The sequence below is a fragment of the Streptomyces sp. NPDC020780 genome (assembly GCF_044334475.1).
Taxonomy (GTDB): domain Bacteria; phylum Actinomycetota; class Actinomycetes; order Streptomycetales; family Streptomycetaceae; genus Streptomyces.
Map to the genome: position 1 here is coordinate 155,710 of NZ_JBIRTB010000010.1, position 23,965 is coordinate 179,674.

Annotated in this window: 21 protein-coding genes; 6 read left to right on the plus strand and 15 right to left on the minus strand. The window is 72.4% G+C overall.

The genetic code is table 11. The annotated features are described in order from the left end of the window. Window positions 1–86: 86 nt before the first annotated feature. From ACH4VO_RS20930 to ACH4VO_RS20950, 5 genes are all read right to left on the minus strand, one after another. Window positions 87–776: a LuxR C-terminal-related transcriptional regulator gene (locus ACH4VO_RS20930; protein WP_360987175.1), complete on the minus strand. Its 690-nt coding sequence runs from the start codon at window positions 774–776 to the stop codon at window positions 87–89. Window positions 777–1,025: 249 nt separating this feature from the next. After that, on the minus strand, window positions 1,026–2,891 hold the full coding sequence (locus ACH4VO_RS20935; RefSeq protein WP_360987173.1) for a PQQ-binding-like beta-propeller repeat protein: 1,866 nt from the start codon (window positions 2,889–2,891) through the stop codon (window positions 1,026–1,028). Window positions 2,892–2,949: 58 nt separating this feature from the next. Further along, a complete protein-coding gene (locus ACH4VO_RS20940) occupies window positions 2,950–4,803 on the minus strand; it encodes a PQQ-binding-like beta-propeller repeat protein (protein ID WP_360987171.1) in 1,854 nt (617 codons plus the stop codon). 360 nt (window positions 4,804–5,163) lie between these two features. After that, window positions 5,164–6,954, minus strand: coding sequence for a PQQ-binding-like beta-propeller repeat protein (locus ACH4VO_RS20945; protein ID WP_360987169.1), 1,791 nt, complete (start codon window positions 6,952–6,954; stop codon window positions 5,164–5,166). Window positions 6,955–7,082: 128 nt separating this feature from the next. Continuing rightward, window positions 7,083–8,900, minus strand: coding sequence for an ABC-F family ATP-binding cassette domain-containing protein (locus tag ACH4VO_RS20950; protein ID WP_360987167.1), 1,818 nt, complete (start codon window positions 8,898–8,900; stop codon window positions 7,083–7,085). A 158-nt stretch (window positions 8,901–9,058) separates the two neighbouring features. Here ACH4VO_RS20950 and ACH4VO_RS20955 point away from each other — a divergent pair, with 158 nt between their 5' ends. The 3 genes from ACH4VO_RS20955 (at window position 9,059) to ACH4VO_RS20965 (ending at window position 10,298) form a co-directional block, all read left to right on the plus strand. After that, the gene (locus ACH4VO_RS20955; RefSeq protein ID WP_360987165.1) at window positions 9,059–9,721 is read left to right on the plus strand and encodes a lipoprotein; all 663 of its coding nucleotides are present in this window, start codon (window positions 9,059–9,061) and stop codon (window positions 9,719–9,721) included. Window positions 9,722–9,789: 68 nt separating this feature from the next. Then, window positions 9,790–10,041 carry a type II toxin-antitoxin system prevent-host-death family antitoxin gene (locus ACH4VO_RS20960; RefSeq protein ID WP_360987386.1) on the plus strand — a complete coding sequence of 84 codons (252 nt, stop codon included), beginning with the start codon at window positions 9,790–9,792 and terminating at the stop codon, window positions 10,039–10,041. After that, a complete protein-coding gene (locus ACH4VO_RS20965; protein ID WP_360987163.1) occupies window positions 10,038–10,298 on the plus strand; it encodes a Txe/YoeB family addiction module toxin in 261 nt (86 codons plus the stop codon). Before ACH4VO_RS20960 ends, ACH4VO_RS20965 begins: the two co-directional genes overlap by 4 nt. Window positions 10,299–10,501: 203 nt before the next feature. On the opposite strand, the gene ACH4VO_RS20970 is transcribed toward ACH4VO_RS20965, so the two are convergent. From ACH4VO_RS20970 to rsmI, 5 genes are all read right to left on the minus strand, one after another. Beyond that, on the minus strand, window positions 10,502–11,401 hold the full coding sequence (locus tag ACH4VO_RS20970; protein ID WP_360987161.1) for a 4-(cytidine 5'-diphospho)-2-C-methyl-D-erythritol kinase: 900 nt from the start codon (window positions 11,399–11,401) through the stop codon (window positions 10,502–10,504). Further along, window positions 11,398–12,270, minus strand: coding sequence for a 16S rRNA (adenine(1518)-N(6)/adenine(1519)-N(6))-dimethyltransferase RsmA (rsmA, locus tag ACH4VO_RS20975; protein WP_360987159.1), 873 nt, complete (start codon window positions 12,268–12,270; stop codon window positions 11,398–11,400). The genes ACH4VO_RS20970 and rsmA overlap by 4 nt, the downstream gene beginning before the upstream one ends. 231 nt (window positions 12,271–12,501) lie before the next feature. Further along, window positions 12,502–13,368, minus strand: coding sequence for a TatD family hydrolase (locus ACH4VO_RS20980; RefSeq protein WP_360987157.1), 867 nt, complete (start codon window positions 13,366–13,368; stop codon window positions 12,502–12,504). 33 nt (window positions 13,369–13,401) lie between these two features. After that, window positions 13,402–13,770, minus strand: coding sequence for a hypothetical protein (locus tag ACH4VO_RS20985; RefSeq protein ID WP_360987155.1), 369 nt, complete (start codon window positions 13,768–13,770; stop codon window positions 13,402–13,404). A gap of 170 nt (window positions 13,771–13,940) precedes the next feature. Then, window positions 13,941–14,837, minus strand: a complete 897-nt coding sequence (gene rsmI, locus ACH4VO_RS20990; RefSeq protein ID WP_360987153.1) for a 16S rRNA (cytidine(1402)-2'-O)-methyltransferase — start codon at window positions 14,835–14,837, stop codon at window positions 13,941–13,943. A gap of 53 nt (window positions 14,838–14,890) precedes the next feature. On the opposite strand from rsmI, the gene ACH4VO_RS20995 reads away from it, so the two are divergent. Then, a complete protein-coding gene (locus ACH4VO_RS20995; protein ID WP_360987151.1) occupies window positions 14,891–16,657 on the plus strand; it encodes a phospholipid carrier-dependent glycosyltransferase in 1,767 nt (588 codons plus the stop codon). Window positions 16,658–16,821: 164 nt separating this feature from the next. Next, a complete protein-coding gene (locus ACH4VO_RS21000; RefSeq protein ID WP_360987149.1) occupies window positions 16,822–18,465 on the plus strand; it encodes a penicillin-binding transpeptidase domain-containing protein in 1,644 nt (547 codons plus the stop codon). Window positions 18,466–18,703: 238 nt separating this feature from the next. Here ACH4VO_RS21000 and ACH4VO_RS21005 read toward each other — a convergent pair whose 3' ends face one another. From ACH4VO_RS21005 to ACH4VO_RS21025, 5 genes are all read right to left on the minus strand, one after another. After that, window positions 18,704–19,510 (minus strand): SDR family NAD(P)-dependent oxidoreductase, encoded by an 807-nt coding sequence (locus tag ACH4VO_RS21005; RefSeq protein WP_360987147.1) that lies wholly within the window; start codon window positions 19,508–19,510, stop codon window positions 18,704–18,706. Continuing rightward, on the minus strand, window positions 19,507–20,667 hold the full coding sequence (locus ACH4VO_RS21010) for a serine hydrolase domain-containing protein (protein ID WP_360987145.1): 1,161 nt from the start codon (window positions 20,665–20,667) through the stop codon (window positions 19,507–19,509). Before ACH4VO_RS21010 ends, ACH4VO_RS21005 begins: the two co-directional genes overlap by 4 nt. Before the next feature lie 77 nt (window positions 20,668–20,744). Further along, window positions 20,745–21,515 carry an ABC transporter ATP-binding protein gene (locus ACH4VO_RS21015; protein WP_360987143.1) on the minus strand — a complete coding sequence of 257 codons (771 nt, stop codon included), beginning with the start codon at window positions 21,513–21,515 and terminating at the stop codon, window positions 20,745–20,747. Continuing rightward, window positions 21,512–22,273, minus strand: coding sequence for a cobalt ECF transporter T component CbiQ (gene cbiQ / locus ACH4VO_RS21020; protein ID WP_360987141.1), 762 nt, complete (start codon window positions 22,271–22,273; stop codon window positions 21,512–21,514). The genes ACH4VO_RS21015 and cbiQ overlap by 4 nt, the downstream gene beginning before the upstream one ends. A 1-nt stretch (window position 22,274) precedes the next feature. Continuing rightward, window positions 22,275–23,333 carry an energy-coupling factor ABC transporter permease gene (locus ACH4VO_RS21025; RefSeq protein WP_360987139.1) on the minus strand — a complete coding sequence of 353 codons (1,059 nt, stop codon included), beginning with the start codon at window positions 23,331–23,333 and terminating at the stop codon, window positions 22,275–22,277. Between the two features lie 201 nt (window positions 23,334–23,534). Here ACH4VO_RS21025 and ACH4VO_RS21030 point away from each other — a divergent pair, with 201 nt between their 5' ends. Beyond that, entirely contained in the window at window positions 23,535–23,918 is a 384-nt protein-coding gene (locus ACH4VO_RS21030) for an SsgA family sporulation/cell division regulator (protein WP_360987137.1), read from the plus strand. Window positions 23,919–23,965 lie beyond the last annotated feature (47 nt).

The window sequence follows — 23,965 nt, forward strand, 5'->3', positions numbered from 1 at the left end:
TCGGCCGGACCACCCGGCCGCGTAAGAAGTCGGCCCCCCAGGGGTGGCGATGTCATCGTCCTCCGGGGGCGGGGCGGGTCACGCGGTCAGTGACGGCCGTCCTGCTCCGGATGCGACGGGGCGCGGTCCAGCAGGCCCGTACGGGCGGCGAGGGCCGCGGCTTCGAGGCGGGAACCGACGCCCAGCTTCATCAGGACGCGCTGCACATGAGTACGGGCGGTGCTGGCGGCGACGGCCATTCCGGCGGCGATCAGCCGGGTGTCCTCCCCCTCGGCGATCCGGACCAGCACCTCGACCTCGCGCGGGGTCAGCAGCCCCAGCAGCCGCTGCCCCTCGTCGTCCGGCTGGACGGCCGGGTGGAGGAGCTCCGCGAACGCGCCCCGCAGCAACTGCGGGGCGATCGCGGCCTCTCCGGCCCGCGCCTTGGTCACCGCGCGTTCGACGCCCTCCATGCGTTCGTCGTGACGCACGTAGCCGGCGGCCCCCGCGGCGAAGGCGGCGGCGATACCGCGCGGGCTGGGGACCGGCCCGAGCACCACGACGGCCACCTGCGGGCGCTCCCGCCCGATCCGTACGATCGGGTCGAAGGCCCCCGGTTCGGCCGGGGCCGCCGTACCGAACAGACAGACCTCCGGCGCCCGGCTGACCACGAGTTCGGCCGACCCCGCGGTCGGCGCGGCCGCCGCGAGCACCCGGTGACCCCGCAGCCTGAGCGCCGAGGCGAGCGCCTCGGCGAGCAGGCGGTGGTCGTCGACCACCATGAGCCGCACGCCCATCGAGATAGCCCCCCTGTGTACAGCGCCGTACCGCTGTGTGACCCCGGAACAGGCCCCCCGGCCCTCTTGACCCGGCAAGTTACACGCTTGGTCGAGGTGCCGCGCCCGCTACCGGGCAGAAGCCACTCGGAATGCCGTTTTCTCGTCTGTCGGACCCACGTGCCGGGCGGAAAACGATCGGCCCTGCCGGTCGGATGATCAACCGGCAGGGCCGACGCTGCACACCGTCGCGGTTCACCCGCGCACGGGTCAGCGGGTGGTGAAGGAGACGACGAGGTAGCGCTTGTCGCCCAGTCCGCTCTTGCTGGGCTTGCTGACCATCTTGTCGGAGATGAACAGCCGCCCCTTCTCGTAGATGTACTCGGCGTAGTCACCGGAGAAGCTGGTCTCCGCGTCCCGCACCGTCCTGTCGTCCGGGTTCTCCATCAGCACGGTCTCCTCGAAGGTGGAGCCGTCGACGGAGACGATCTGGCCGCCCTTGTCGTACGGGGGCTCCTTGTACGCGATGATGTCGGTGCCGTCCATGCGCAGCGGCCTCAGCGTGTAGCGGTCGCCCGCGTCCGCCCTGCCGCCGACGAGCTTGCCGGTCGTCAGGTCGAAGGCGACGATCTCGTTGGTGTCGCCGTACTCCCCTCCGCCCTCGTGCTCCTCGGTCGGCAGGTACAGCCGGTTGTTGCCGACGGCCAGGGACTGGCAGCTCTCGACCTCGGTGGAGCCGCAGCGCGCTCCGTACTTCTCCGCGTCGGCCGAGATCCGCACGATCAGCTTGCCGGTGGCCGCGTCGATCGAGAAGAAGTCCGAGATGCCGCTGCCGTCACCGGCGGTGTCGCCGACGTCCGCGGCGACGACGAGCGGCTTGGTGGAGACGATGCTCGCGAACTCGACGCCGGCCGGCAGGTCGTACGAGGACAACGGTGCGCCCGTGGTCGGGTTCAGCGCCTGCACCGTGAGCTGCCGGGCGTCGTAACCGCCGCACTTGCGGACCACGGCGAGGGCCTCGCCGCCGCCGTACCCCATGTCGTAGCAGCCGTCGGTGTCGGCCTTCGGCCTCCACAGCTCGGCCCCGTCGGCGAGGTTGAAGGCGGCGCCGCCGCTGGTGCCGCCCGCGGCGACCGTGGTGCCGCTGAGGGTGATCTCGCCGAACCGTACGGGCTCGTCACCGCTGGCGGTGGAGGTGACCGACTTGCTCCACATCAGCTTGCCGGTCGTCAGGTCCAGGGCGCCGACCTGGGTGCACGCGGGGTACTTGTCCTGCGCGCTCGGCTTGCCGTCCTCGAAGGCGATCGCCGTCTTGAAGTCCTTGCTCATGTGCCGGGAGGCGGCGCAGAGCTGGCCCTTGAGCGGGATCGACCAGAGCTTGGTGCCCTTGTCGAGGTCGTAGCCGGTGATCTCGTAGACGCCGGTCTTCACGTACGCCTTGTCGGTGACCCACGAGCCGTCGACGGTGGTGGTGTCGGCGACCTCCGGCTGGGGAAGCTGGAAGCCGACCCGGGACTTGGTGTCGGCCGGCGCCTTCTCGGTGCCGCCGCCCTTGCCCTCGCCGCCCTTGCCCTCGCCGCCCTCGCCGCCGGTGGGACCGGCCGAGGACGCCTCGGTCTCCTTGCCGCCGTCGTCACCGCTGCCGGTCGCGTAGAGGACCCCGCCGCCGACGATCAGCACCACGGCGACCGCCGCAGCGACGATGATCTTCATCTGGGTGGTGAACCCGCCGCCGCTCCCGCCCTGCGGGGGGACGTACTGCGGCTGCATCGGCGCGGTCGGGTAGCCGTACCCCTGCTGCGGGTGCATGCCGGGCTGTCCGGGCGGCGGTCCCTGCGGGAAGCCGTACCCGGGCTGCGCCGGCTGCGTCTGCGGGTAGCCGTAGGCGGGGTCCTGCGGCGGACCGCCGGGCGCAGGCGCCTGGGCACCGAACCCGCCGGACGGGGGGCCGTATCCGCCGGGGGGCGGGGGCGGCGGGCTGCCGTAGCCGCCGGCGGGCGGGGTGGGCGGCGCGGCCGGGGGCTGCTTCGCGAGCGGGTCGGAAGGCGGCGGGGTGGGTGCGCCGAAGCCGCCGGGGGGCGGGTTCTGCGGCGCGCCGAAGCCGCCCTGGGGCGGCTCGTCGGTCGGCTGAGTCATGGCGTGCGTACCTCTGGGGTGTCCGGGGGGAAGGGGCTGCGGGTGCCGACGTGGGCGGTCACTTGCCGAAGGCCATCATGGTGGCCTGGTCCTTCTCCTCCTCGTCGTTGCTCGCGCTGACGCGCGTGCTGATGATGAAGGAACGACCGCCCTCGTAGAGGGCCTTGACGCTGAAGAAGTTCTCGATCCGCGTCGTCGAGTCCGGGTGCTGCAACAGGACCTCGGGGGTCCCGCCGGTGGGCGCGATCGTCGCGATCGCCCCGCCCTTGTCGTAGGAGGGCTCCAGGTAGACGAGCAGGTTGCCGCCCTCCATGCGCAGCGGCTTCATCGTGCGCCCGGCGGGTGCGGCGGCCTTCCACTTGGGCTTGCCGGTGTTCAGGTCGAAGGCGATGACCTTGTTCGTGCGGCCGGTGCCGCTCGTGTCGTCCTCGGTCATCATGTAGAAGGTGTTGGCGTCGGCGGCGACGCCGGTGCAGCCCTCCAGCTGCTGGCCGAAGATCGCGAAGTCGTGACCGCAGTCGACGGAGAACTTGTCCTCCTTGTCACCGACCAGCTGGGAGCGGAGCGTGCCGTTCTCCCTGAGGGCGAGGATGGACCACTTCTTCTCCTCGGGCTGCGTCAGTGAGACGACCAGGGGGCTGACCGAGTAGACCTTGTCGACCTCCCAGCCGGGCTTGGGCGTGTACGTCCACCTGGCCTTCCCGGTGGTGGGGTCGACCTCCTGGATCTGGTGCTGGGGGTTGTCCGGGTCGGCGGTGCGGCAGTTGGACGCGGCGATCAGCTTGGCCCCGCCCGCGAAAGCGAAGGGCTGGCAGTTACCCGACGGCTTGCCGAACAGCTCCGTGCCGTCGCTCACCCGGTAGGCGTTGGAGTTGCCGGTCCGGCCGACGGTCACGGTGTCGCCGCTGATCGCCAGGCCGATGTCGGACATCAGGTCCCAGGTGCCGTTCTTCTTGACCGACTTCTTCCAGCCGGCCTTCCCCGTCCTGAGGTCGATCATCTGCAGTTCGGAGCAGTCCGCCTTGTCCGTCGTACCGTTCTTCACACCGATCACGAGCTTGCCGTCGGGGGTGGCGGTGCCGGGAGCCGCGCACATGTCGGCGGGCAGCGGGAGGGTCCACTTCTGCTTGCCGTCGGCCACGGAGTAGCCGGCGACCGAGCGGTACATGCCCTTGACGAGCGTGTCGCCCACGATCCACGGACCGTAGACGTCCGCGCCGTTGCGCGGCAGGTCGATGTCGTTCTTCGTGAGCCAGAGGACCTTGGCCTCGCCGGCCTTGCGCCCGGCGTTGAGGTCGTCGTTCGCCTCTCGGCCGCCGCCGGTGCCGTCCCCCTCGTCGACGGTGGGCGAGGCGCTGGGCTCCGCGTCCCCGGTGCTGGATTCGGCGACCGGCTTCTTGTCGTCGCCGTCGCCACCGTTCGTGGCGAAGAAGATGCCACCGCCGACCACGAGCAGTGCGGCGAGTGCCGCGCCGATGACGACCGCGGGCTTGCCCTTGAAGGGGCCGCCGCCGGAGCCTGCCGGGGCGGGTGCGCCGGGGTACTGCTGCTGCGGGAAGCCGTAACCGCCCGGCTGCGTGGGCTGACCGTAGGGGCCGGGTGGCTGCTGGCCGTAGGGGCCGGGCTGGGCGCCGTACGGACCGGGCTGAGCGCCGTAGGGGCCGGGCTGCTGCGCGTACGGTCCGGAGCCCTGCGGGTAGCCGTACCCCGGCTGTCCGGCCGGTGCCTGCGGGTAGCCGTACCCGGGCTGGGCGGGCGGCGGGGTCTGCGGGGGCGTGGGCGGCATCTGCGGCGGGGCCGCCGGGGGCGGCGTCTGCGGAGGCGGCCCCTGGGGAGGCCGGGGGGTGTCCTGCGGTTCCTGCGGAGCCCCGAAACCCCCCTGCGGCGGTTGCTGGCTGGGCGGCTGGGTCATCAGCACGTCCCCCTTCGTGCGGTCCGGTGCCCGTTCCGGTCTCCCCCGCGATTCCGGGGGCCTCAGAGGATCGGAAACACGAACTCTCTGAATACCCCTGGAAAGGAGCGAATCGGGCATGGCTTCCGCAGTGTCACGACAGTCGAGCGGGGCTTCTTTGTACCACCCATGACACATCGAACACCGGATCGGTCCACCCCCTGTTCCCAAGGGAGGACCGGCCCGTGATGCCCTCGTTACGCACGCATGGGAGTGGTGGGCCCACCGCCCCACCGACACAGCGTCAACTATGCGCCGCACGAGGGCTCTTGACCGGCCGGCACGGAAGCGCCGATCCCACCTCTCCCCTATGTCCAGTTATCAACCGACTTCCGGACCGGCCTGTTCGGTGAAGACCATCAGGGCGGTCGCCGCCTTCTCCTCCGCGTCGTCGTCCTCGCTGATCCGCTGCGGCAGGACGAAGGAGCGGCCGTCCGCGTAGGCGACCCTCGGTGACCAGAGCGAGGCCTCGGTGCCGGCCGCCGAATCCGGGTGCCGCAGCAGGGTCGTGAGCGTCCCCCGGGACGGTTCGAGGGCGGCGATCGCGCCGCCCTTCTTGTACCCGGCGTCCACATGGACCAGGACGCGCCCGCCGTCCATGCGCAGCGGCCACATGGTCCGGCCGGACGGCGCGGAGGCCTTCCACACCGGTGTGCCGGTCGCGAGGTCGAAGGCGATGACCTTGTTGGTCGAGGATTTCAGGTCGTCCTCGGACCGGGTGGAGAGGTAGAACCTGTTCGCGTCGGCCACGGCACCGGCGCAGTCGTCGAGGTTTCCGCCGCTGTCCACCGAGTCCTCGGTGCACCGCACGGCGTAGTTCTCGCCGTCGCCGGCCAGTTGCGACCGGTAGGTGCCGTTCGCGTTCAGGATCACGATGGCCCACTTGTCGTCCTGCTTCAGCGAGATGACGACCGGGCTCGTGGAGTAGATGTGCGCGACGTGCCAGCCGGGTTTCAGCGCGTACGTCCACTTCGCCGCACCGGTGACCGGGTCGACCTCCTGGACCTGCTGGCGCACCGGGTCCACGGGCTCCGCCTGGCAGCTGACGGCGGCCAGCATCCGGGGGCCGCTGGTGAAGGCGTACGGCTGGCAGACGCCCTCCCGCCTGCCGAAGAGCTCCTTGCCGTCGCTGATCCGGTAGGCGGTGGAGTTGCTGGTGCGGCCGAAGGTCACCGTGTCCCCGTTGACCGACATGGCGACGTGCGACAGCCCGTCCTGCATGCCGGACCGGTCGACCTTCTTCTTCCAACCGGCCTTACCGGTGCGCAGGTCGATCATCTGGAGGACCGAGCACTCCGCCTCGCGCTCCGAGACGTTGTCCTCGACGGCGACGACGATCCTGCCGTCCGCCGTGGGCCGGGGCGGCGCGGCGCACAGATCGGTGGGCAGCCGCAGGCTCCACCTCTCGGCCCCGTCGGCCACGGAATAGCCGGACACCTTGCGGTACATGCCCTTGACGACGAGGTCACCGGCGAACCACGGGCCGTAGGTCTCCTCCCCGTACTGCGGGAGGTCGACGCCGTTCTCCCGCAGCCAGGCGACCTCGGCCTCGCCCGGCTTGCGCCCGGCGTTGAGTTCGGCGGCGGTCGGTCCCGACCTCTGCGCGCCGCCCCGGCCGTCGCCCTCGCCACCGTTCTTCCCTTCGCCCTGGCCGCCGCCGGACGGGTTCCCGGACTTCCCGGTGACGGGCCGCCCCGTGCCGGTGCCGTCGCCGCTCGCCGCCCACCAGATGCCACCGCCGGTCAGCAGCACGGCGAGCACGACGCCGACGACCAGGCGGGTCCGGCGCCCGGAACGGCCGCCGCCGGGCCCCACGGGGCCGCCCGTCGGCTGCTGCGTGTACGGGCCGGGCTGCTGCTGGGTGTACGGCCCCGGCTGGGGTGCGTACGGACCGGGCTGGGGTGCGTACGGACCGGGCTGGGGTGCGTACGGGCCGGGCTGGGGTGCGTACGGGCCCGGCTGGGCTGCGTACGGGCCCGGCTGCTCCCCGTACGGGCCGGGGGTGGGCGGGTAGCCGTAACCGGGCTGCGCCGGCCCGGGGTTCCCCGTGGACGGATCGTACGGAGCCCCGAAGCTTCCCTGCGGCGGTTGCCCGCCCGGTGGCTGAGTCATTCGGCACGTCCCCCTTCGTGCGGTCCCACCCGGTCCGGTGCCTGGACCGGGCAAGGCTTCTTTCTACCACCCGCCCCTCAGGCACCAGCCGTTACACCGGGGGCCCGCGCCGCCGGCCCTCCGGAGCGTCACGCGTCCTCGGCCAGCTCCAGCCAGCGCATCTCCAACTCGTCGCGCACGGTCACCAGTTCACGCAGCTCGGCGTCGAGCTTGGCCACCTTCTCGAAGTCCGTCGCGTGGGCGGCGATCTGCGCGTGCAGTTCCGTCTCCCTGGTCGACACCTTGTCGAGCTGCCGCTCGACCTTCTTCAGCTCCTTCTTCGCGGCACGCGCCACCTGCGAGGAGACACCCTCGGCCGGTGCGGCCTTCGGCGCCGCGGAGGCGGTGGCGGACACGGGCGTCACCGCCTCCTCCATCCGCTGCCTGCGCTCCAGGTACTCGTCGATGCCGCGCGGCAGCATCCGCAGCGACCGGTCGCCCAGGAGCGCCATCACCCGGTCCGTGGTCCGCTCGATGAAGAACCGGTCGTGCGAGATCACGATCATCGACCCGGGCCAGCCGTCGAGGAGGTCCTCCAGCTGGGTCAGGGTCTCGATGTCCAGGTCGTTGGTCGGCTCGTCGAGGAAGAGGACGTTGGGCTCGTCCATCAGCAGCCGCAGGATCTGCAGCCGCCGGCGCTCGCCACCGGACAGGTCACCGACCGGGGTCCACTGCTTCTCCTTGGAGAAGCCGAACTGCTCGCAGAGCTGGCCGGCGGTCATCTCGCGGCCCTTGCCGAGGTCGACCCGGTCGCGCACCTGCTGGACGGCTTCCAGCACCCGCAGGTTCGGGCTGAGTTCGGCGACCTCCTGGGAGAGGTAGGCCAGCTTGACCGTCTTGCCGACGACGACCTTCCCCGCCGCGGGCTGTACGTCGCCCTGCGTGCGGGCCGCCTCCGCGAGCGCCCGCAGCAGCGAGGTCTTGCCCGCGCCGTTCACCCCGACCAGGCCGATGCGGTCACCGGGGCCGAGCTGCCAGGTGAGGTGCGTGAGCAGCGTCTTCGGCCCGGCCTGGACGGTCACGTCCTCCAGGTCGAAGACGGTCTTGCCGAGCCGGGCGTTGGCGAACTTCATCAGCTCACTCGTGTCGCGCGGCGGCGGCACGTCGGCGATCAGCTCGTTGGCGGCCTCGATGCGGTAGCGCGGCTTGGACGTACGGGCGGGGGCGCCGCGCCGCAGCCAGGCCAGCTCCTTGCGCATCAGGTTCTGGCGCTTGGACTCCTCGGTCGCGGCGATCCGCTCCCGCTCGGCCCGGGCGAAGACGTAGTCGCTGTAGCCGCCCTCGTACTCGTGGACGGTGCCCCGCTGGACGTCCCACATGCGGGTGCACACCTGGTCGAGGAACCACCGGTCGTGCGTCACGCAGACGAGAGCGGAGCGCCGGGTCCGCAGGTGTCCGGCCAGCCAGGAGATGCCCTCGACGTCGAGGTGGTTGGTGGGCTCGTCGAGGACGATCAGGTCCTGTTCGGCGATGAGCAGTTTGGCCAGCGCGATGCGGCGCCGCTCGCCGCCGGAGAGCGGGGCGATGACGGTGTCCAGGCCGTGTTCGAAGCCCGGCAGGGCGAGGCCGCCGAAGAGACCGGTCAGTACGTCGCGGATCTTGGCGCTGCCCGCCCACTCGTGGTCGGCGAGATCGCCGATGACCTCGTGGCGGATGGTGGCCTGCGGGTCGAGCGAGTCGTGCTGGGTGAGGACGCCGAGGCGCAACCCGCCGTTGTGGGTGACCCGGCCGGTGTCGGCCTCCTCCAGCTTCGCGAGCATCCGGATGAGCGTCGTCTTGCCGTCGCCGTTGCGGCCGACGACACCGATCCGGTCGCCCTCGGACACCCCGAGGGATACACCGTCGAGCAGGGCACGGGTGCCGTACACCTTGCTGACCTGCTCGACATTGACCAGATTGACGGCCATTTCACTCCTGCCTCGGGGGCCCCGGTTCCGGGGCCGCACGACGTCCGCTCTCGACGTACCAGCGTAGTCGCCGCGTGGGGTGCGATAGCGTGCGGCGATCGATCACGGGGAGTGCCCCCTGGTCACAGCGGTACGGCACGTTTCAGGGGTGGGATTTCATGGTGCGCTACGCGATACGGGCTCTGCTCCCGGCGGTCCTGGCCACGGCGGCGCTGGCCGGCTGTTCGCCGGCGTCCGGCGGTGGCGCGGAGGCGGGCAAGAACGGGGACGGCGCTCCCTCGGCGGCCGGTGCGGACGCGTCCCCGGCGAAGGCCGGCGCGCTCCCGGAGAAGGGCGGCACGCTCGGCGGTCCGGGTTCGGCGTGCGCGTTGCCGGTGACCTTCGACCTGGCGGCGGACTGGAAGCCGCAGGCCGTGAAGGTGGAGCCCGGCTCCGAGCTCGTGGCGCTGGGGCAGCAGGGCTCGGCCACGATGGTCTGCGAGATCGACGCGAAGCCGGCCGGGAACATCGGCTACCTCCGGGTCTGGCAGGGCAAGGGGGCCGCTACGACCCCGCGGGCGGCGCTGGAGGACTTCGTGGCCGGCGACCCGAACGCGGGGAAGGCCTCGTACGGCGACACCGTGGCGGGATCGGTGCCGGCCGTGGAGGTCACGTACACGGTGGAGGTCGAGCTGCTGGACGAGCGGAAGACGGAGCGGGCCTTCGCCGTCGCCACTGCGGACGGCCCGGTCGTGGTGCACCTGGGCGGGCTGGACTCCGAGGAGCACGAGGCGATGCTGCCGGCGTACGAGCTGGCGAAGAAGAGCCTGGAGCTGGGCTGACGAGTACCCCATCAACACGTACAGTATCCTGTACGTACAGGATGTCGTACGTGACAGAGGAGGCACCCGTGCGGACCATGACCTATACCGAGTCCCGGGCCAAGTACGCCGAGACCCTCAACGCGGTCGTCGACGATCGCGAGGAAGTGATCGTCACGCGGGCCGGCCACGACCCCGTGGTGATAGTGGCACTCGACGAGTACGAGTCCCTCAAGGAGACGGCCTACCTGCTGCGGAGCCCTGAGAACGCGCGCCGCCTGCTGGCTTCGATAGACCGTCTGGAAAGCGGCGGGGGCACCGTTCGGGAGTTGGCGGAGTGAAGTTCGTCTGGGACGAGGCGGCTTGGGACGACTACGTCTGGTGGCAGGCGCAGGACCGGAAGATCCTCAGGCGGATCAACAGTCTGCTCCAGGACGTCGCCCGCAACGGCAACGAGGGCATCGGCAAGCCTGAGCCCTTGAAGCACGGCTTCCAGGGGTTCTGGTCCCGCCGGATCACCGAAGAGCACCGCCTGATCTACAAGGTCGCCGGCGACGAGATCCGTGTCGCGGCCTGCCGGTACCACTACGGCCCCTGACCGGACCCGCGGCCGGGCGGCGGCTACCGCCCGGCGCGCTCCACCAGCAGCCGGCCGGCGAAGTCCCGGGTGCGGGTGTGACCTCGGCCGGTTCACGCACATGTGGCCCCACGCGCACCCGGTCGCACCGGGCCCCGGGGGAGGGCGGTAGCGCTGCCGCGCTCAATTCCCGTCCGATAACGGCTGTTGTCGGACGGGGGGTGTCAGACGACGGTGGCGCCCGGCGCCGGGGACACCGCCGTACGGGCCTCCCGGCAGGTGCCGGACGTGAGCAGCGCGTCCGCGACCTTGTGCGCCGACTCCGCGTCGGACACCAGGAACGCCGTGGTCGGCCCGGAACCCGAGACGAGTGCGGCCAGCGCCCCGGCCGCGGTGCCCGCCGCGAGGGTGCCGGCCAGCGAGGGGCGCAGCGAGAGGGCGGCGGGCTGGAGGTCGTTGCTCAGGCTGTCCGCGAGCGCGGCGGTGTCCCCGGCGCGCAGTGCGGCCAGGAGCGCGGGGGACGCGGTGGGCTCCGGTACGTCGGTACCGGCGGTGAGGCGGTCGAACTCGCCGTAGACCGCCGGGGTGGAGAGCCCGCCGTCGGCGACGGCGAAGACCCAGTGGAAGGCGCCGCCGACATCGACGGGGGTCAACTGCTCGCCCCGGCCGACGCCGAGCGCGGCCCCGCCGATCAGGCTGAACGGCACGTCGCTGCCCAGTTCCGCGCAGATGGCGAGCAGTTCGTCGCGGCTCGACCCGGTGTTCCACAGGGCGTCGCAGGCCAGGAGTGCGGCGGCGCCGTCGGCGCTGCCCCCAGCCATGCCGCCGGCGACGGGGATGTCCTTCGCGATGTGGATGTGGACGTCGGGTGCGAGGCCGTGCCGCCCGGCGAGGGCGATCGCCGCACGGGCGGCGAGGTTCGTCGTGTCCAGCGGGACGAGGGCGGCGTCCGGCCCCGAGCAGGTGACACGCAGGGCGTCGGCAGGGGTGACGGTGACCTCGTCGTGGATGCCGACGGCGAGGAAGACGTTGGCCAGGTCGTGGAAGCCGTCCGGGCGCGGGGCGCCGACCGCGAGCTGCACGTTGACCTTGGCGGGTACGCGGACGGTGACGCTGTGGGTCATGCGGAGGGCTCCGGCTTGTTCTCGGCGATGGCGGCGAACTCCTCGACGGTCAGCGACTCGCCGCGGGCCTGCGGCGAGATTCCGGCCGCGACCAGCGCCGCCTCCGCGGCGGGAGCCGAGCCGGCCCAGCCGGCGAGGGCCGCGCGCAGCGTCTTGCGCCGCTGGGCGAAGGCGGCGTCGACGACGGCGAAGACCTGGGTCCTGCTCGCGGCGGTGCGGACGGGTTCCGTACGCCGTACCAGGGACACCAGGCCCGAGTCGACGTTCGGGGCGGGCCAGAACACCGTGCGGCCGATGGACCCCGCGCGCTTGACCTCCGCGTACCAGTTGGCCTTGACCGACGGCACCCCGTAGACCTTGTTGCCCGGCTTGGCGGCCAGCCGGTCGGCGACCTCGGCCTGCACCATCACGAGCGTCCGCTCGATGGTGGGGAAGCGCTCCAGCATGGTCAGCAGGACCGGTACGGCGACGTTGTACGGAAGGTTGGCGACCAGGGCGGTCGGCGCCGGGCCGGGCAGCTCCGTCACCAGCATCGCGTCCGAGTGGACCAGGGCGAAGCGGTCGGCGCGCTCCGGCAGCCGGGCGGCGACCGTGGCCGGCAGGGCGCCCGCGAGGACGTCGTCGATCTCCACGGCGACGACCCGGTCGGCCGACTCCAGCAGCGCCAGGGTCAGCGAGCCGAGCCCGGGCCCCACCTCGACCACGACGTCGTCGGGTCGTACCTCGGCGGTCCGTACGATCCGGCGGACCGTGTTGGCGTCGATGACGAAGTTCTGGCCGCGCTGCTTCGTGGGGCGTACGCCCAGCGCTGCGGCCAGCTCGCGGATGTCTGCGGGGCCCAGGAGGGCGTCGGGCTCTGTGGTGCTCACCCGTTAAGCCTACGGCCGCCGCGGGGCCCAGGTTCCGCGGCCCGCTGCGGGTGTGGAGACCGGCTGTCGGGTTCCGGGACCCGCGGGTTCCGCGCCCGCGTCGCACGCCGGCCGCCACGCGCCCCACGCTGATCGCCACGCGTCGCACGCCGACCGCTCTGTGGCCGGCCGGCCGCGGACCGACCGTGGCCGTACGGAACCGCGCGGCCACGGATCGACGCGGGCGCGGGCTCAGAAGTCGAACGCCCGCGCGGTGTTGTCGTAGATCGCGGCGGCCAGCGTGTCCTCGTCGGTGCCCCGCACCGCGGCCATGGCACGGAGCGTCACCGGGATGAGGTAGGGCGCGTTGGGCCGTCCGCGGTACGGCGCCGGGGTGAGGAAGGGGGCGTCCGTCTCCACGAGAAGGAGCTCGGTGGGCACGACGGCCAGCGCGTCGCGCAGTGGCTGGGCGTTCTTGAACGTGACGTTGCCCGCGAACGACATGAAGTAGCCGGCCGCCGCGCAGACACGGGCCATCTCGGCGTCCCCGGAGTAGCAGTGGAAGACGGTCCGTTCCGGGGCGCCCGCGTCGGCCAGGACGCGCAGGACGTCGGCGTGGGCGTCGCGGTCGTGGATGACGAGGGCCTTGCCGTGCCGCTTGGCGATCTCGATGTGGGCCCGGAAGGACTCCTCCTGCGCGGCCATCCCGCCAGGGCCCGTACGGAAGTGGTCCAGGCCGGTCTCGCCGACCCCCCGTACGTGGCCGAGCGCGGCCAGGGCGTCGATCTCGGCGAGCGCCTCGTCCAGTGCCGCCTTCCCGCCCGGTGCCCTCGCCTCCTGGCCCGGCCGGCCCTCCGGGTCCCCGTGCACGATGCGCGGCGCCTCGTTGGGGTGCAGGGCGACGGAGGCGTGTACGGACTGGTGCGCGGCCGCCGTCTCCGCGGCCCAGCGCGAACCCTCCACATCGCAGCCCACCTGGACGACGGCGGTCACGTTGACCGCCGCGGCCCGGGCGAGGCCCTCCTCGACGGTTGTCTCCTGCATGTCCAGGTGGGTGTGCGAATCGGCGACCGGGACCCGGAGGGGTTCGGGCAGCGGCGGGGCGTCGGTACGGCTCATGCCCACGACTCTACGAGGGCACGGGCCCCGGCATCACCGCCGGTGGAAGGGATGCAGCAGATCGGACAGATGCCAGTGGTGCGGCGCCTGCGCGGCGGCGGGCACGGCGGCCTCCTCCGCGTTCCCCCGCTCCCGGGCGGCCTGCTGCTGCCGGAGCAGCTGCTGGACGGTGGAGACCCGTCCGGACCGCATGATCCGCACGACGTGCGCGCCACAGTTCGCGCAGGTCGGAGTGGACAGCGGCGAGGGCACGCGCTCCCCGTCCGCCTTGTACACCACGAACGCCTGGCCGGAGCCGTCGACGTGGTGTTCTATCTCGTAGGCCTGTTCCCAGCCGTGCCCGCATCTCATGCAGGCGAACGCGTACGCCTCGTGCACAGTGGTCGCTGCGGTGTCACCCATGCCTGCTCCTCTTGTCCGCGGACAAGCACTCCGGACAAGCACTCCGGAAATGCCTTCCATCGTCAAGTGGACGCTCTTCCCGGCGGCGACGCACCAGGTCTGCCGAGTGTTGGAACGCTCTTAACCGATCCATGGCCCAGGCGCCCGGTACGCGGCTCGCGCTTTACTTTTCAGGTTAGTCCTTTGCCCTGCGACGGGCCGGTCCGAGCCGCATTCTTTGCCGCGACCACCGCATCGAAGACCTCACGCTTGGGAAGCCCGGCCTCGGCGGCGACGGCCGCGATGGCCTCCTTGCGCCGCTCCCCCGCCTCCTCGCGCACCTGCACCCTGCGCACCAGCTCGGCGGCGTCCAGGCCCTCGTTCCCGGAGGCGGTGGCGCCCTCGACCACCACGGTGATCTCGCCGCGCACACCCTCGGCCGCCCAGGCGGCGAGCTCGGCCAGCGGGCCGCGCTTCACCTCCTCGTAGGTCTTGGTCAGCTCCCGGCACACGGCGGCCCGGCGGTCCGCGCCGAACACCTCGGCCATCGCGGCCAGGGTGTCGTCCAGCCGGTGCGGCGCCTCGAAGAAGACCATCGTGCGCCGCTCGTCCGCGATCTCACGCAGCTTCCCCAGCCGCTCGCCCGCCTTGCGCGGCAGGAAGCCCTCGAAGCAGAAGCGGTCCACGGGCAGGGCGGACAGGGCGAGCGCGGTCAGCACGGCCGACGGGCCGGGCACGGCGGTGACCTTGATGTCCTCCTCCACCGCGGCGGCGACCAGCCGGTAGCCGGGGTCGGACACGGACGGCATCCCCGCGTCGGTGACGAGCAGGACGCGCGCGCCGCCCGTCAGCGCCTCCAGGAGTTCCGGGGTACGCGCCGACTCGTTGCCCTCGAAGTAGGAGACGACACGCCCCGTCGTCCGGATGCCCAGTGCCTGGGTGAGCCGGCGCAGCCGCCGGGTGTCCTCGGCCGCGACGACGTCGGCCGTCTCCAGCTCGGCGGCGAGGCGCGGCGGGGCGTCCGCCACGTCGCCGATGGGGGTCCCTGCGAGTACGAGCGTTCCAGTCGTTCCAGTCACATCGCCCATCCTCCCAGCCCGGGCGGCGCCCTTCGCACAGAAGCGTTCCCTACGATGGCGCGGTGACGAGTACTGCGCCCGAGGCCCAGCAGGGCAACGACGCCGGGGATCACACCGGCGACCAGCCGCCTTCCTGGCAGCAGCGGCTGCGCCGCTTCGGCCATTCCCCACGGCCGGAGACGGGGCTGCGCGAGCGCCTGGATCCGCCGTACACCCGCCCGGGACGCCAGTTCTGGGAGGTGCTCGCCGTGCCGCCGGCCCTCGCGCAGCACGTGGTGCGCTGGTCCGCCTGGGGCGGGCCGCTCCTGGTGGCGCTGGTCGCCGGTGTGCTGCGCTTCTGGAACCTGGGCAGCCCGAAGGCGGTGATATTCGACGAGACGTACTACGCCAAGGACGCCTGGGCGCTGATCAACCAGGGGTACGAGGGTTCCTGGCCCAAGGACGTCGACAGGCTGATCCTCAAGGACCCGTCCGCGGTGGACGTCCCGGTGGACCCGGGTTACGTCGTCCATCCGCCGGTCGGCAAGTGGGTCATCGGGCTCGGCGAGCAGCTCTTCGGGTTCACCCCGTTCGGCTGGCGCTTCATGGTGGCGCTGCTGGGCACGGTCTCCGTGCTGATGCTGTGCCGGATCGGCCGGCGGCTCTTCCGCTCGACGTTCCTCGGCTGCCTGGCGGGCACGCTGCTGGCCGTGGACGGGCTGCACTTCGTGATGAGCCGCACCGCCCTGCTCGACCTGGTGCTCATGTTCTTCGTCCTGGCCGCCTTCGGCTGCCTGCTCATCGACCGGGACCGTTCCCGCCGCAGGCTTGCCGCCGCGCTGCCGGTCGACGAGGAGGGTGTGCTGCGCCCCGACGCGTACGTCGCCGAGGAGCTCCGCCTGGGGCTGCGCCCCTGGCGGATCGCCGCGGGCCTGATGCTCGGCCTGGCCTTCGCGACGAAGTGGAACGGGCTGTACATCCTGGCGGCGTTCGGCGTGATGTCGGTGCTCTGGGACGTGGGCGCGCGGCGTACGGCGGGGGCGGTGCGGCCCTACCGCGCCGTGGTGCTGCGGGACCTGCTGCCCGCCTTCGTCTCGACGGTGCCGGTCGCGATCGGCACGTACCTCGTCTCGTGGACCGGCTGGATCGTCACGGGCAAGGGCTACTACCGCACCTGGGCGGCCACCGAGGGCAAGGGCGGCAGCTGGACCTGGCTGCCCGACTGGCTGCGCAGCCTGTGGCACTACGAGAACCAGGTGTACGAGTTCCACGTCGGCCTGACCTCCGGGCACACCTACCAGTCGAATCCGTGGAGCTGGATCGTGCTGGGCCGCCCCGTCTCGTACTTCTACGAGGAGAAGGCGGGCTGCACCACGTCGGTGACCGGAAAGTGCGCGCGTGAGGTGCTGGCCATCGGTACCCCGCTGCTGTGGTGGGCTGGGTGCGTGGCGCTGCTGTACGTGCTGTGGCGCTGGTTCTTCCGACGCGACTGGCGGGCGGGCGCAATCGCCTGCGGTGTCGCGGCGGGCTGGGTGCCGTGGTTCTTCTACCAGGAGCGGACGATCTTCCTCTTCTACGCGGTCGTGTTCGTGCCGTTCCTGTGCCTGGCGGTGACGATGATGATCGGCGCCCTGCTGGGCCCCGCGGCCGGTGCGGGCACCCGGCTCCGCGTGGGTCTGGGTACGGCCGACCCCACGGGCGAGCGCAGACGCACCCTGGGGGCGATCGCGGCGGGGGTGCTGGTGCTGCTGATCGTCTGGAACTTCGTGTACTTCTGGCCGCTCTACACGGGGACCTCCCTCCCGGAGAACTCCTGGCGCGACCGGATGTGGCTGGACAGCTGGGTATGACCCGGGAGGGGGAGGAAAGCGCTCTCACGGCGCGCGTTCCGTTCCGGTAACGAACGTTTCACCGGTCTCTGCCGTCCCGTACAGTCCCCCAGGAATCCCCTTGGCCTACACACGTACACACACGTACCGAAACAGGTTCAAGGGGCTACGGGGAGGGGTGTCCGATGCGAAGCGGAACGAAGATCGCCGTGGTCGGCGGTGTGTTCGTGCTCGCGGCCGGGGGGATCGGTTACGGCGCGTACAGCGTGGTCGGGGGCGGTGGGAGCGGCGGTGCCGGTACGGGCACCCAGGCGGCCTCCACCGAGGTACGGACCGGGCCGCCCACCGGCAAGGAGATCGAGGAGACCGCGAAGGGCTTCCTCACGGCATGGGCGTCCGGCGACGCGACGGCCGCCGCCCTGCTCACGAACAACGAGGCCGCCGCCGAGCCGCTGCTGACCGGCTACACCGAAGAGGCCCACGTCACCGAGGCGGTGATCACCCCGGGCCCCGCGGTCGGCGCGAAGGTGCCGTTCACGGTGAAGGCGACCGTGTCGTACGAGGGAAGGACGAAACCCTGGTCGTACGCCTCCGAACTGACCGTGGTGCGCGGCCTGACCACCGGCAAGGCGCTCGTCGACTGGCAGCCCGCGGTGGTCCACCCGCGGCTGACCGAGGGCGCGACGCTGAGGACCGGTGAGTCCTCGACGGCGGCGATCGAGGCCGTCGACCGCCACGGCACGGTGCTCGACAAGGAGACGTACCCCTCGCTGGGCCCGGTCCTGGACACCCTGCGCAAGAAGTACGGCGACAGCGCCGGCGGCTCCCCCGGCGTCGAGACCTGGATCGAGCCCGCCGACGAGCAGCTCGCCGGCACCACGCTGCTGACGCTCGCCGAGGGGAAGCCCGGCACGCTGCGGACGACGCTCGACGCGAAGGTCCAGGCCGCGGCCGAGAAGGCGGTCGAACGGTTCGGGGAGTCCTCCGTGGTGGCGATCCAGCCGTCGACGGGGGCGATACAGGCGATCGCCAACAACCGGGCGGACGCCTACGACGCGGCCATGCTGGGCCGGCTGGCCCCCGGTTCCACGATGAAGATCGTGACGGCCGCGATGATCATCCAGAACGGTCTCGGATCCATGAGCGGGACGGTGGAGTGCCCGTCCACCGTGTCGTGGGAAGGCGTGACCTTCCACAACCTCAAGGACTTCTCCCTCGCCGGGGGCACGCTGCGGGAAGCGTTCGCCCGGTCCTGCAACACCGCGTTCATCAAGCCGGTCAAGCCTCTCGGCGACCGGGCCGGTACCGCACTCGGCCAGGAGGCCCGCGACTACTTCGGCCTCGGGCAGACCTGGGAGACCGGCATACCGTCCTTCGACGGCAGCGTCCCGGAGTCGTCGGGGGCCGAGACCGCCGCCTCGTACATCGGCCAGGGGAAGATCCTCATGAGCCCGCTGAACATGGCGTCGGTCACCGCGACCGCGAAGAACGGTGCCTTCAAGCAGCCCCACATCGTCGCCCGCGACCTGGACGACCGGCCGTTCGCCACCGCCCGGCCCCTTCCCGCCGGCACGGCGCAGCAACTGCGCGAGATGATGCGCTACACCGCGACGGCCGCGAGCGGCACCGGCACCCCCGCCATGGCCACGGTCGGCGGCGACAAGGGCGCCAAGACGGGCTCCGCCGAGGTCGACGGCCAGTCCACCTCCAACAGCTGGTTCACCGGCTTCAGCAACGACCTCGCGGCAGCGGCCGTCGTCCAGTCCGGCGGACACGGCGGCGACGCGGCCGGCCCGGTGGTCGCCCAGGTCCTGCGCGCCGGCCCTTGAGCGGCGTCCTGCGGCCTACGGCGCGCACCCCCGGGATGACCGGGGAGTGCGCGCCCGGCCGTTGAACAGCGTGCGGCGCGTGAGCGCCTGCGACGCCCACCCCGGTTCGCCGGAGCCTGCGCCGGCCCGGCAACCGAGGCCGGGGGCGCTCCTCGTCCGTCCCGGATCTGCTTCGTCCCGGGGGCGCCCCTGGGACACGCGGGGACGGCACCGCGCCCGCCGGGCGGCCCCGGGCCCGCTACCGGGTCCCGTCCTCGCCGTCGCCCCGCATCGCGTCGCGGAAACCGTTGTGGGAGCCGAGCAGTCCGCCGTCCACCCGCAGGGTCGTGCCGGTGATCCAGGCGGCGTCCCGCGACGCGAGGAAGGCGACGGCCGCCGCGATGTCGTCGGGTTCGCCGATCCGCCCGAGCGGGTAGAGGGCGCTCGCGCGCTCCAGGTCGGCGTCGCGGCCCGCCCACGCGTCCGTGCGGATGGTGCCGGGGGCGACCAGGTTGACGCGGACGCCGCGCGGACCGGCGTGACCGGCGAGCGTACGGGTCAGGCTGGCGAGGCCCGCCTTGGCGGCGCTGTAGGCGTGTCCGCCGAAGTCCTGTTCGCCGTTGACCGAGCCGATGTTGACGATCGCGCCCCGGCCGGAGGCCACCAGGTGCCCAAGCGCGGCGCGGGAGCAGCGGTAGGGGCCGCTCAGGGTGATGTCGAGGGTGTGGGCCCAGGGCTCGTCCGCCTCGTCCTCGAAGAGGGCGGCGTCCTCGTGGTTGGCGTACGCGTTGTTGACGAGGACGTCGAGCCGCCCGAAGGCGGCGACGGCGTGGGCCACCGCCGCCTCGGCCGAAGCCCGGTCGCCGACGTCGCAGCGCAGGGACGCGGCCGTCCCGCCCTGGTCCCGTATCTCCTCGGCGGTGCGGTCGGCGCGGGCCGCGTCCAGGTCCGTGACGAGGACGGCCGCGCCCTCGGCGGCCAGCCTGCGGGCGGTGGCGGCGCCGATGCCCCGGCCCGCGCCGGTGAGGAGTGCGGCGTGTCCGTGGAAGCGTGCAGGAGGTGTCATAGCGCCGACCGTACTGCCCTGACCAGGGCCTGGGCACGGGGGTCTGCGGTGACTCCCTTCTGCAGACCGTTCGTCACATAGCCGAGGGCGACGCCCGATTCGGGATCGGCGAAGCCCAGCGAGCCGCCACGGCCCGGGTGGCCGAAGGACCCGGCGGCCAGGAGCGGGGCGGCCGGGCCGTGCAGCATGTAACCGAGGCCGAAACGGGTGGAGACGACCAGGACCCGGTCCGGTCCCGCGGACTCCTCGGTGCGGGCCAGGGTGAGGGTGGCGGGGGCGAACAGCCGGTGGCCGTCGACCTCGCCGATCATGGCCGCGTAGCAGCGGGCGAGACCGCGTGCCGTGGCGACCCCGTTGGACGCGGGGAGTTCGGCCGCGCGGTAGGCGGGGTCGTTCTCGTCGGGGAAGGGGTCGATCGCCCCGAAGGCGCGGCGGGTGAGCGAGGCGGGGTCGCGGTAGGCCTCGACGACGGACCGCTTGGGGCGCATGCGCAGCGTGCCACCGGTTTCGGCCGGCGGGGGTTCGACGGGGCCGATCCGCCCGATCCGGTGCGCCTCGTCCGCCGGGAGTCCGAACCAGAAGTCCAGGCCGAGCGGGCGGGCGATCTCCTCGGCGACCCAGCGGCCGATGGTGCGCCCGGTGACCCTGCGCACCAGCTCGCCGATGAGCCAGCTGAAGGTCTGGGCGTGGTAGCCGTGGTCGGTTCCGGGCTCCCAGCCGGGCCGCTGGGCGGCGACCGCCTGCGGCCCGGTGACGCCGTCCACCGCCTCACCGGGCGTCAGCGTCCGGTCCGGCGCGGCCAGTCCGGCACGGTGGGCGAGGAGGTGGCGTACGAGGACACGCTCCTTGCCGTTGGCCTTGAACTCCGGCCAGTACGTGCCGACCGGCGCGTCCAGGTCCACCTGCCCGCGCTGGTACAGCAGCAGGAGCACGGCGGCGGCGACGCCCTTGCCGGCCGAGCGGACGACCTGGACGGTGTCGACGGCCCACGGTTCGCTGCCGTCGACGTCCCTCGTGCCGGCCCACAGGTCCACGACCTTGCGGCCGTGACGGTAGACGGCCACGGCCGCGCCCCGTTCCCCGCGCTGTTCGAAGTTACGGACGAAGGCGTCCCGTACCGCCTCGAACCCCGGTGTCACCGTTCCCCGTACATCCACGCCTGCTCCCGCGCTCCCGCTCATCCCCCCATGGTGCATCGCGCCGCGGGCCGGGCGGGTGGCGGGTCACCCTCTGTTCACGGACGCGGGACGGCCACGGACCGGGGGTCGAAGCCGAAGGGCAGTTCCAGCCGGTGCGCGCGCATCAGTTCCTCGTCGCACAGGAGGTCCTGCGTACGGTCGTCGGCGGCGATCACCCCGTCGCTGAGGATGACGGCGCGCGGGCAGAGTTCGAGGGCGTACGGCAGGTCGTGGGTGACCATCAGCACGGTGACGTCCAAGGACCGCAGGATGTCGGCGAGTTCGCGGCGGGAGGCCGGGTCCAGGTTGGAGGAGGGCTCGTCCAGGACGAGGATCTCCGGCCGCATGGCGAGGACGGTGGCGACGGCGACCCTGCGGCGCTGGCCGAAGGAGAGGTGGTGCGGCGGCCGGGCCGCGAACTCCTCCATGCCGACCTGCCGGAGGGCGTCGGTGACCCGCTCCTCCAGTTCGGCGCCGCGCAGTCCGGCCGACGCGGGCCCGAAGGCGACGTCCTCGCGGACGGTCGGCATGAAGAGCTGGTCGTCGGGGTCCTGGAAGACGATGCCGACCCGTCGGCGGATCTCGGCCAGGTCGCGCTTCCCGACGGGCAGCCCGGCGACCCGGACGGTGCCGGCTCCCGCGTCGAGGATGCCGTTGAGGTGGAGGACGAGGGTGGTCTTGCCCGCGCCGTTGGGCCCGAGGAGCGCGACGCGTTCGCCGCGGGCCACGGTCAGGTCGACGCCGAAGAGGGCCTGGTGGCCGTCCGGGTAGGCGTAGGCGAGGCCGCTGACCTCGAGGGACGGCACGGGGGCGGAGGGCAGGCTCATACGGTCCATCCCAGCAGACACACGGCGAGGGCCGTCAGGGGGAGTGCGCAGGCGTACGCCCACTGGGTGCGGGAGGCGGTCATCTCGTCGATCACGGGCATGGCGCCCGTGTAGCCGCGGCTGACCATCGCGAGGTGGACGCGTTCGCCGCGCTCGTAGGAGCGGATGAACAGGGCGCCCGCCGTCTTGGCGAGTACGCCCCAGTGCCGTACCCCGCTCGCCTCGAAACCGCGGGAGCGGCGGGCGATCGACATCCGGCGCAGCTCGTCGGCGATCACGTCCCCGTACCGGATCATGAAGGAGGCGATCTGGACGAGCAGCGGCGGCATCCGGAGCCGCTGGAGGCCGAGCAGCAGGGAGCGCAGTTCGGTGGTGGAGGCCAGGATCACGGACGCGGCGACGCCGAGGGTGCCCTTGGCGAGGACGTTCCAGGCGCCCCAGAGGCCCGGGACGCTGACGGACACGCCGAGCAGTTCCGTCTGCTCCCCCGGCACCACGAACGGCATGAGGAGTGCGAAGGCGACGAAGGGCACCTCGATGACCAGCCGCTTGAGCAGGAAGCCGGCGGAGATCCGGGCGGCGGCGGCGACGGCGGCGAGCAGCAGCGCGTACAGCGCGAAGGCCCAGACGGCCTCGCGCGGGGTCGAGACGACCACCAGGACGAAGCAGAGGACGGCGGCGAGCTTGCAGTGCGGGGGAAGCGCGTGGACCGGCGAGTGCCCGTGCCGGTAGAGCTTGTGCGCGTGGCCGGCGCCCATGTCAGACCGACTCCGTGGTGCGGGTGACGGGGGCCTGCGGCGCAGGGCGCCTGCGGACGGCCCAGAAGATGCCGCTGCCGACGACGACGGTGGCGCCGACACCGATCACTCCGGCGAGTCCGCCGGACAGGCGCGCGTCGTCCACGTCCTTGACGCCGTAGTCGGCGAGCGGGGAGCCGGCCGCGCCGTGCTCCCGGGCCTTCTCGTCGATGCCCTTGTCGGCCGCGACCTTCTCCAGGCCGTCGGGGCTCGCGGAGGCGTAGAAGGAGACGAAACCGGCCAGGAGCAGCGCGGCGGCCAGGCCGGCCGCCCAGACCTTGCGGGTGGAGCGCGGGGCGGCGGCGGGGGCGGCGGCCGCAGGGGCCGGGGCGTCGACGAGTTCGCCGTCGACGCGCAGCTTCAGCGGGACGGCGAGCCCCCGGGCCCCGTGGACGAGGTCGGGCCGGACGGCGAGGACCGCGCCGACGGTCAGCGCGGTGATCGCGGCCTCCCCCAGGCCGATCAGGACGTGGACGCCGACCATGGCGGTGAGGACCTTGCCCACGGGGACGTCGGTGGTGCCGCCCACGGCGTAGATCAGGGTGAAGGCGGCGGCGGCGGCCGGTACGGAGACCAGCGCGGCCACGAAGGCGGCCGCGGTCGTCGAACGGCGGGTGCGGGGCAGGACGCCGGTCAGCCCCCGGAAGAGGGCGTACGCGACGACGGTGGTGACGACGCCCATGACGGTGATGTTCACGCCGAGCGCGGTGAGGCCGCCGTCGGCGAAGAGGATGCCCTGCATGAGGAGGACGACCGCCAGGCAGAGCACGCCGGTGCAGGGGCCGACCAGGATCGCCGCCAGCGCCCCGCCCAGCAGGTGCCCGCTCGTACCGGCGGCGACCGGGAAGTTCAGCATCTGGACGGCGAAGATGAACGCGGCGACGAGCCCCGCCAGCGGGGCGGTGCGCTCTCCTCCCAGTTCGCGCCGGGCACCGCGCAGGCTGACCGCTACCGCGCCGGCGGCGACGACCCCCGCGACGGCGGAGACGGGTGCGTTGATGAAACCGTCGGGTACATGCATGGAGTGGCTCCGCTTTTCGGGTTCCGGGCGATGCTGCGGGCGGGGTCGGGAACCGCTCAATGATAGGACCCAGTTGCAAACAGCTCGCAAGAGCGCAGGAGACCCAGGTAGCGCACCCTCGGATTACGTAGCTCTCGATATGCCTCATTACGAACATATGGGACATTTATGAGAGAGATTTCCCCACAGGAGGAGCCGGCCATGTCCCTCTCGACCCACGAACACGTCCGAGCCCGGCTCATCACGGACGGCCCCGAGCCCCGCAAGATCCCCGTGGACCTGCGCTGCGACCCGGACGACCCGCGGACCGTCCACCTCCGGCTTCCCGACGGCACCGACCGGCCGGTCGGCCGTGACCTCCTGGAACGCGGACTGCGCGCCCCCGTCACGCGCGGCGACATACGCATCTGGCCGTGCGGCCGGGCGCAGCTGATCCTCGAACTGCACGCGGCGGACGGCGTCACCGTGCTGCAGTTCGACGTCGCCCCGCTGATCCGCTTCCTGGCACGCACGCGGCCCGAGAGCCCCGCCCGGGACGCGTCAACGCCACGCCCGTCCGCCTCGGTCACCGGCCCCGTCACGTGACGTAGTGCCCCGCACCCGCCGGCGTACGTGGAAGGCCCCCGTGCCGC

Excerpts from the sequence above, each read along its gene's own strand:
- ACH4VO_RS20970 (WP_360987161.1), bottom strand. The coding sequence starts at position 11,401 with ATGACCCACAGCGTCACCGTCCGCGTACCCGCCAAGGTCAACGTGCAG.
- ACH4VO_RS20955 (WP_360987165.1), top strand. The coding sequence starts at position 9,059 with ATGGTGCGCTACGCGATACGGGCTCTGCTCCCGGCGGTCCTGGCCACG.
- rsmI (WP_360987153.1), bottom strand. The coding sequence starts at position 14,837 with ATGGGCGATGTGACTGGAACGACTGGAACGCTCGTACTCGCAGGGACC.
- cbiQ (WP_360987141.1), bottom strand. The coding sequence starts at position 22,273 with ATGGGCGCCGGCCACGCGCACAAGCTCTACCGGCACGGGCACTCGCCG.
- ACH4VO_RS21000 (WP_360987149.1), top strand. The coding sequence starts at position 16,822 with ATGCGAAGCGGAACGAAGATCGCCGTGGTCGGCGGTGTGTTCGTGCTC.
- ACH4VO_RS21015 (WP_360987143.1), bottom strand. The coding sequence starts at position 21,515 with ATGAGCCTGCCCTCCGCCCCCGTGCCGTCCCTCGAGGTCAGCGGCCTC.
- ACH4VO_RS20950 (WP_360987167.1), bottom strand. The coding sequence starts at position 8,900 with ATGGCCGTCAATCTGGTCAATGTCGAGCAGGTCAGCAAGGTGTACGGC.
- ACH4VO_RS20940 (WP_360987171.1), bottom strand. The coding sequence starts at position 4,803 with ATGACCCAGCCGCCCAGCCAGCAACCGCCGCAGGGGGGTTTCGGGGCT.
- ACH4VO_RS20980 (WP_360987157.1), bottom strand. The coding sequence starts at position 13,368 with ATGAGCCGTACCGACGCCCCGCCGCTGCCCGAACCCCTCCGGGTCCCG.
- ACH4VO_RS20985 (WP_360987155.1), bottom strand. The coding sequence starts at position 13,770 with ATGGGTGACACCGCAGCGACCACTGTGCACGAGGCGTACGCGTTCGCC.
- ACH4VO_RS21030 (WP_360987137.1), top strand. The coding sequence starts at position 23,535 with ATGTCCCTCTCGACCCACGAACACGTCCGAGCCCGGCTCATCACGGAC.
- ACH4VO_RS21005 (WP_360987147.1), bottom strand. The coding sequence starts at position 19,510 with ATGACACCTCCTGCACGCTTCCACGGACACGCCGCACTCCTCACCGGC.
- ACH4VO_RS20935 (WP_360987173.1), bottom strand. The coding sequence starts at position 2,891 with ATGACTCAGCCGACCGACGAGCCGCCCCAGGGCGGCTTCGGCGCGCCG.
- ACH4VO_RS21025 (WP_360987139.1), bottom strand. The coding sequence starts at position 23,333 with ATGCATGTACCCGACGGTTTCATCAACGCACCCGTCTCCGCCGTCGCG.
- ACH4VO_RS20930 (WP_360987175.1), bottom strand. The coding sequence starts at position 776 with ATGGGCGTGCGGCTCATGGTGGTCGACGACCACCGCCTGCTCGCCGAG.
- ACH4VO_RS20945 (WP_360987169.1), bottom strand. The coding sequence starts at position 6,954 with ATGACTCAGCCACCGGGCGGGCAACCGCCGCAGGGAAGCTTCGGGGCT.